The 7,295-nt window shown below is 75.7% G+C and carries 8 protein-coding genes; 3 read left to right on the top strand and 5 right to left on the bottom strand.

The genetic code is table 11. The annotated features are described in order from the left end of the window. From AC5FZL_RS14195 to AC5FZL_RS14185, 3 genes are all read left to right on the top strand, one after another. Nucleotides 1-692, top strand: a 692-nt coding sequence (locus AC5FZL_RS14195) for an Lhr family helicase (protein ID WP_493619542.1), incomplete at its 5' end; no start/stop codon positions are given. Continuing rightward, nucleotides 692-1,054, top strand: a complete 363-nt coding sequence (locus AC5FZL_RS14190; protein ID WP_493619541.1) for an MmcQ/YjbR family DNA-binding protein — start codon at nt 692-694, stop codon at nt 1,052-1,054. The genes AC5FZL_RS14195 and AC5FZL_RS14190, both read left to right, overlap by 1 nt. Before the next feature lie 47 nt (nt 1,055-1,101). Beyond that, nucleotides 1,102-1,992 carry a DNA-formamidopyrimidine glycosylase family protein gene (locus tag AC5FZL_RS14185; RefSeq protein WP_493619540.1) on the top strand — a complete coding sequence of 297 codons (891 nt, stop codon included), beginning with the start codon at nt 1,102-1,104 and terminating at the stop codon, nt 1,990-1,992. A gap of 328 nt (nt 1,993-2,320) precedes the next feature. On the opposite strand, the gene AC5FZL_RS14180 is transcribed toward AC5FZL_RS14185, so the two are convergent. The 5 genes from AC5FZL_RS14180 to AC5FZL_RS14160 all read right to left on the bottom strand — a co-directional run. Then, the gene (locus tag AC5FZL_RS14180) at nt 2,321-2,632 is read right to left on the bottom strand and encodes a helix-turn-helix domain-containing protein (RefSeq protein WP_493619539.1); all 312 of its coding nucleotides are present in this window, start codon (nt 2,630-2,632) and stop codon (nt 2,321-2,323) included. Nucleotides 2,633-2,769: 137 nt separating this feature from the next. After that, nucleotides 2,770-3,375, bottom strand: a complete 606-nt coding sequence (locus AC5FZL_RS14175; protein ID WP_493619538.1) for a CinA family protein — start codon at nt 3,373-3,375, stop codon at nt 2,770-2,772. Further along, entirely contained in the window at nt 3,362-3,988 is a 627-nt protein-coding gene (gene pgsA / locus AC5FZL_RS14170) for a CDP-diacylglycerol--glycerol-3-phosphate 3-phosphatidyltransferase (protein ID WP_493619537.1), read from the bottom strand. Before pgsA ends, AC5FZL_RS14175 begins: the two co-directional genes overlap by 14 nt. Continuing rightward, nucleotides 3,985-5,478 (bottom strand): 30S ribosomal protein S12 methylthiotransferase RimO, encoded by a 1,494-nt coding sequence (gene rimO, locus AC5FZL_RS14165; RefSeq protein ID WP_493619536.1) that lies wholly within the window; start codon nt 5,476-5,478, stop codon nt 3,985-3,987. The genes pgsA and rimO overlap by 4 nt, the downstream gene beginning before the upstream one ends. Before the next feature lie 89 nt (nt 5,479-5,567). After that, a partial coding sequence (locus tag AC5FZL_RS14160) for a DNA translocase FtsK (RefSeq protein ID WP_493619535.1) occupies nt 5,568-7,295 on the bottom strand: 1,728 nt, incomplete at its 5' end.

The raw sequence follows: 7,295 nt of genomic DNA, 5'->3' as shown, positions 1-7,295 counted from the left end.
TGCGCGCCGCCGCGACGGCCGAGGTGCTCCTGGACCGCCACGGCGTGCTCACCCGCGGCGCCGTCGCCGGCGAGCGCCTGCCGGGCGGGTTCGCCGCGGTCTACCGCGTGCTGGCGGCGATGGAGGAGGCCGGGCGCGTGCGCCGGGGCTACTTCGTGGAGGGCCTGGGAGCGTCGCAGTTCGCCAGCACCGGCGCCGTGGACCGCCTGCGCGCCGCCTCGCGGCCGCTGTCTGCGGTCGGCGCCGGGCAGTGGCAGCAGCCGAGCGACCGCCGGGCCGAGGCCGACCGCCCGCGCACCCTCGTGCTCGCCGCGGCCGACCCGGCCAACCCCTACGGCGCGGCCCTGCCCTGGCCCGACCGCGACACGGCACCGGTGCGCGAGGGGGCCGCGGGCGCCGGCCACCGCCCTGGGCGCAAGGCCGGGGCCCTCGTGGTGCTGCTCGACGGCGACCTCGTGCTCTACGTCGAGCGCGGTGGGCGCACCCTGCTGTCCTTCACCGACGATCCCGAGTCGCTGCAGGCCGGGGCCGACGCCCTGGCGCTGGCGGTGCGCGACGGCGCCCTGGGCCGCCTCACCGTGCAGCGCGCGGACGGCGAGGGCGTGCTCACCCCCGGCGGCTCGCCGCTGACCACCGCGCTGGAGGCCGCCGGCTTCACCGCCACCCCGCGCGGGCTGCGGGTGCGCAGCTGATGGAGCGCGCCGCGCTCGTCGCGCACTGCCTCGCCCTGCCCGGGGCCTGGCGGGACGACCCGTGGAGCGGCGACGAGGTCGTCAAGGTGGGCCCGCGGATCTTCGCCTTCCTGGGCGCGGCGTCGAGCACGGCGGTGGGGCTGAAGTGCGGCGCGAGCCGCCAGGAGGCCGACGAGTGGCTGCTCCGCTACCCCGACGACGCGGCGGTGATGCCCTACGTCGGCCGGTCGGGGTGGAACAGCCTGCGCCTGGACGGCGCCATCCCCGACGACGAGCTCCTCGAGGCCGTCGACGACTCCTACGCCGCCGTGGTCGCCCGGCTGCCGCGCCGGGACCGCCCGGGGGGCCCAGCAAGCGCCTGAGGCCCCCGAGGGCCGGCCGGGCCGCGCCGCTGGGGCACAGTGGGCCCGTGCCCGAGGGAGACGTGGTGTGGCGCACCGCCCAGCGCCTGCACGCGGCGCTGGCCGGGCGCGAGCTGCTGGCGAGCGACCTGCGCTGGCCGTCCCTCGCCGGCGTCGACCTGTCCGGTCGCGCGGTGGTCGAGGTGGTCAGCGCCGGCAAGCACCTCCTCGCGCGGGTGGAGGGGTCGGCGTCCGCACCGGCGCTGACCCTGCACAGCCACCTGCGGATGGAGGGCTCCTGGCACGTGCACGCCACCGGGGCCGCCTGGCGCACCGCCCGGGCCGCCCACGCGGTGCGCGCCGTGCTCACCAACGCCGAGTGGACCGCTGTGGGCCACAAGCTGGGGATGCTCGACCTGGTGCCCACCGCCGAGGAGCACCGCCTCGTCGGCCACCTCGGCCCGGACCTCCTCGGGCCCGGCTGGGACCCGGCTCGGGCCCTGGCCAACCTGCTCGCCGACCCCGACCGCGAGATCGGCGACGCCCTGCTCGACCAGCGCGTGCTGGCCGGCGTCGGCACCTTCTTCATGGCCGAGTCGCTGTTCCTGCGGGGCCTGACCCCCTGGACGCCGGTGCGCGAGGTGCCCGACCCGGCCGGGCTCGTGGCGCTGGTCCACCGGATGCTGTCCACGGCCCGCCACGACGTCGCCCAGGCCACCACGGGCAGCACCCGCCCCGGTGAGCGGCAGTACGTGCACGGGCGCTCCGGGCGGCCCTGCCGGCGCTGCGGGACCACGGTGAGGGTCGCGATGATCGGCGTCCCGCCGCAGGACCGGACGGCGTTCTACTGCCCGCACTGCCAGCGTGGCCCGCGCCCCACCGACGACGGCGCTCCCCAGCGCCCGCTGGGAGCCGCTCCGCCGCGGGCCGCCCACCGGCGCGCCCCCTACCGCGGCTGACCCCTCCCCCGCACTTCTCCCGAGAAGTGCGGGTCGAAGAGCCCCGGTGACCGCACTCCTCCCGAGAAGTGCGGGTCGAAGCGCCCCGGTGACCGCACTCCTCCGGAGAAGTGCGGGTCGAAGAGCCCCGGTGACCGCACTTCTGCCGAGGAGTGCGGGTCGAAGCGCCCCGGTCACCGCACTTCTCCGGAGAAGTGCGGGTCCAGGAGCTCCGGTGACCGCACTCCTCCGGAGGAGTGCGGGTCGAGGAGCGGCCGGCAGGGACGACGCAGGGCCGCGGCCTCCGGAGAGGACGCGGCCCTGGTGCGGTGCGGAGGCGGTGGTGCCGTCAGGCGGCGGAGACGAGGCTCCCGCGGTCCAGCACGCCGGCGTCGGCCGCGCGGGGGCCCAGCGGCACCGACGGCTCCTCGACGGCGGCCACGCGGTCGCTGACCTCGCGCAGCACCTGGGACATCGGCACCTCGAGCGCCTCGCAGATCGAGGACAGCAGCTCTGAGGAGGCCTCCTTCTGGCCGCGCTCGACCTCGGAGAGGTAGCCGAGGGACACGCGGGCAGCGCCGGAGACCTCGCGCAGCGTCCTGCCCTGCTGCTGGCGGGCGTCGCGGAGGACGTCGCCGATCTCACGCCGGAGCAGGATCACCGATCGCCTCCCGTCGCTCGTCCGGGCCGTGGGGCCGGTCGGCGGTGGTGGCGCCGAAGGGCCACGGTACCTCGCCCCGGTGGCATGCAGCGGTCGGTGCTCGTCCAGTCGCGTCGAGTCAGGTCTCATCAGCAGGGTCAACGCCCGCGCTGACCAGGACGTTCCGCCTCGGGCGGGCTCGGTGCACCCGATGAGGTGACCTCCGCCACGCCGACGGACGCGCCGGCGACCACCTCCACGATCAGGGCGAGGACCGCCGCCGTGGTCGCGGCGCGCACCTCGGCCCGTCCGCCGGTCAGCGAGAGCTCCACCACGCGCTCCACAACCTCAACCTCAGGTGGAGAGTGAGGGTCGCCGTGGAGCACGTCCTCGCAGGTCACAGCCACGAAGACGGTGCCGGCCGGGTGGCCGTCCTGGGGGCCCGGCCCGGCCACGCCGGTGGTGGCCACCCCGACGTCGGCGCCGAGGAGGGCGCGCACTCCGCGCGCCATCTGGCGCGCCACCTCGGGGTGCACGGGCCCGGAGGCGGCGAGCAGCACGGCGTCCACGCCCAGCACCGAGGCCTTGACGTCGGTGGCGTAGCTCACGACGCCGCCGCGCAGCACCGCCGAGGCCCCGGGGACGTCGGCGATGCGGGCGCTGACCTGGCCCGCGGTCAGCGACTCGGCGACCGCGACGGTGAGCCCGGCGGCGCGCAGGGCCGCGACGGCGGCAGTGGGGTCGCCGGCTTCAGGCGCGGGCACGCCCGCTGCGCCGCAGCCGCACCGCGCGCACCACGTAGTCGACGCCGGTCACGACCGTGACGACCGTGGCGGCCAGCAGCACCGCGAGGGCGAACCCGTGCGCCCAGGCGTACGCCGCGCCGTCGAACCACGCGTCCAGGGGCAGCAGGAAGATCGAGAGGGCGGCGATCTGCAGGGTGGTCTTGAGCTTGCCCCCCGGCGAGGCGGCGATGACGCCGTACCGGATGACCCAGAACCGCAGCAGCGTGATGCCGACCTCGCGCACGAGGATCACCACGGTGATCCACCACGGCACCTCCCCCAGCCAGGAGAGCAGGACGAGCACGGTGCCGAGGAGGAGCTTGTCGGCGATCGGGTCGGCGATCTTGCCGAAGTCGGTGATGAGGTTCCGGCGGCGGGCCAGCTCGCCGTCGATGTGGTCGGTGATGCTGGCCACGGCGAACGCGGCCAGGGCCAGCAGCCGCCAGACCGGGTCCTCGCCGTGCTCGAGCACGAGCAGCCAGGCCACCAGCGGCACGAGCAGCACCCGCACCACGGTCAGCACGTTGGCGACGTTGAGGTTGCCCGGCGGAGGCGGCGCGGGGGCGGCCACCGGCTGGGCCGCGCGGCTCACGCGAGCACCTCGGCGACGAGGTCGACGCCCTCGGCGGCGACGATCCGCACCGGGACGATCGACCCGACGGCGGGCACCGGGCCCGGGCCGAGGAGGCGCGTGGTGCCGTCGACGTCCGGGCCCTGGGCCTCGGTGCGCCCCACGGCCTCGCCGTCCTCGAGGGCCTCAACGAGCACGGTGGCCACCTCGCCGACGCGCTCCTCGGCGCGCTGGCTGGTGAGCTCCTCCACGAGGCGCGACAGGTGCTCGACCCGCGCGGCGACCTCGCGCTCGTCCACCTTGCCCTCCAGGGACGCGGCCTCGGTGCCGTCCTCGTCGGAGTACCCGAAGACGCCGACGACGTCCAGGCGCGCGCCGACGAGGAAGCGCTCGAGCTCGGCGACGTCCTCGTCGGTCTCGCCCGGGAACCCCGTGATGACGTTGGAGCGCACGCCGGCCTGCGGGGCCAGGGCGCGCACCCGCTCGAGCAGCTCGAGGAAGGCCTCGGTGCCGCCGAAGCGGCGCATCCGGCGCAGCACCCCGGGCGCGGCGTGCTGGAAGGAGAGGTCGAAGTAGGGCACGACCCCAGGAGTGCCGGCGATCGCCTCGAGCAGCCCCGGGCGCACCTCGGCCGGCTGGAGGTAGGACACCCGCACGCGCTCGAGGCCGTCGACGGCGGCCAGCTGGGGCAGCAGCTGCTCCAGGGCGCGCAGGTCGCCGAGGTCCTTGCCGTAGGAGGTGGAGTTCTCGCTGACGAGGAAGACCTCGCGCACGCCGCGCTCGGCCAGCCAGCGGGCCTCGTTCAGGACGTCGGCCGGCGGGCGGGAGACGAACGCGCCGCGGAAGGCGGGGATGGCGCAGAACGTGCAGCGGCGGTCGCAGCCCGACGCCAGCTTCAGCGGCGCCCAGGGTCGCCCGTCGAGGCGGGCGCGCACGACGGGCGGCCCGGAGGCCGGCGCGAGGCCGGCGGGCAGGTCGGGCACGTCGGCGGCGGGGAGGACGGCGGGGGCGAGCGCGGTCGAGCCGTGCCCGGGCAGCGAGACCGCGGCGGCGGCCCGCTGGCGCGCGGCGGGGCTGACCGGCAGCAGCGAGCGGCGGTCGCGCGGCACGTGCGGGGTGGGCACCTTGCCGTGGAGCAGGCCGTCGAGGTGCTCGGAGAGGTCGGCGTAGCTGTCGAAGCCGAGGACGGCGTCCGCCTCGGGCAGGGACTCGGCCAGCTCGGAGCCGTAGCGCTCGGCCATGCACCCGACGGCGACGACGGCCTGGGTGCGCGCCGGGCGGCCCTGCGCGTCGGTGCTGCCCTTGAGGTCGGCCACGTCGAGCAGGACGTCGACGGAGTCCTTCTTGGCCTGCTCGATGAAGCCGCAGGTGTTCACCACCGCGACGTCGGCCTGGGCCGGGTCCTCCACGAGCTGCCAGCCCGCTCCGGCCAGGCGGCCGGCGAGCTCCTCGGAGTCCACCTCGTTGCGCACGCAGCCGAGGGTGACGAGGGCGACGCTCCGAGCAGGCACACCCCCAGCCTACGGCGCGCGGCCGGCGCACCCGACCCGTTCCGCGCAGCCGCGGCCGCCCCGGCGCGACCGAGGCGCTCAGCCGGCGCTCACACCCGGTCGGTGAGCTGCCAGGCGTCCTCGGACTCGCCGTCGTCCTCGCCGTCGTGCCAGCCGCCGGCCTCGGCCGCACCGGCGCCGCCCAGGGCCCCCGGGCCGATCGGTCCGGCCCCGACCGGCCCGGCACCCACCGCCGTGGCCCCGGACGGAGCCGGCTCCCCGCGCAGCCGCCCGAGCGTCGCGGTGAGGTCGTCGGGCCGCACGAGCACGTCGCGGGCCTTGGACCCCTCGCTCGGGCCGACCACGGCCCGCGACTCCAGGAGGTCCATGAGCCGCCCGGCCTTGGCGAAGCCCACCCGCAGCTTGCGCTGGAGCATCGACGTGGAGCCGAACTGGGTGGTGATGATGAGCTCGGCGGCGGCGAGCATGAGGTCGAGGTCGTCGCCGACCTCCTCGTCGATCTCCTTCTTCGCCGCCGTGACGACGACGTCCTCGCGGTAGCTGGGCTGCAGCTGCGCCTTGACGTGGTCGACGACCGCGACGACCTCGGACTCCGTGACCCAGGCCCCCTGCACGCGCACCGGCTTGGAGCTGCCCATCGGCAGGAACAGCGCGTCGCCCTGGCCGATGAGCTTCTCGGCGCCCGGCTGGTCCAGCACGACCCGCGAGTCGGCGAGGGAGGAGGTCGCGAACGCCATCCGGGACGGCACGTTGGCCTTGATCAGGCCGGTGACGACGTCGACGCTGGGCCGCTGCGTGGCGAGCACCAGGTGGATGCCGGCCGCGCGGGCGAGCTGGGTGATCCGGACGATCGACTCCTCGACGTCGCGGGGGGCGACCATCATGAGGTCGGCGAGCTCGTCGACGACGATGAGCAGGTAGGGGTACGGGTGCAGCTCGCGCTCGCTGCCGGGCAGCGGGTCGACGGTGCCGGCGCGCACGGCCTTGTTGAAGTCGTCGATGTGCTTGAACCCGTACGCCGCGAGGTCGTCGTAGCGGGCGTCCATCTCCCGCACCACCCACTGCAGGGCCTCGGCCGCCTTCTTGGCGTTGGTGATGATCGGGGTGATCAGGTGCGGGATGCCCTCGTAGGCGGTCAGCTCGACCCGCTTGGGGTCCACGAGCACCATCCGGACCTCGTCCGGCGTCGACCGCATGAGGATCGAGGTGATCATCGAGTTGACGAAGCTCGACTTGCCGGCGCCGGTGGCCCCGGCCACGAGCAGGTGCGGGGTCTTGGCGAGGTTCGCCACGACGTAGCCGCCCTCGACGTCCTTCCCGACGCCCATGAGCATCGGGTGCTGGTCCTTGCGGGCGCTGGCGCTGCGCAGGACGTCGCCGAGGGAGACCGTCTCGCGGTCGGTGTTGGGGATCTCCACGCCGATCGCGGACTTGCCGGGGATCGGGGACAGGATCCGCACGTCCGCGCTGGCCACCGCGTAGGCGATGTTCTTGCTCAGCGCCGTGACGCGCTCGACCTTCACGCCGGTGCCCAGCTCGACCTCGTAGCGCGTGACCGTCGGGCCGCGGGTGTAGCCGGTGACCCGGGCGTCGATGGCGAAGTTCTCCAGCACGCCGGTGAGGGCGTCGACCACGCGCTCGTTGGCCGGGGTGGAGGTCTTGTGGCTGCTGCCCGGCGCCAGGACGTCCGACGGCGGCAGCGAGTACGTGATGTCGCCGGAGAGCAGGAGCTGCTCGACCCGCTGGGGCAGCTGCGTGGTCGGCGGCGCCTCGAGCGCGGACTTCTCGGGGCGGGCGACGGCCCGCTGGGCCGGCTG

This window comes from Quadrisphaera sp. DVD1 (assembly GCF_058932755.1).
Note: the sequence above shows the minus strand (reverse complement) of the source record. Positions and strands in the feature narration are given on the sequence as shown.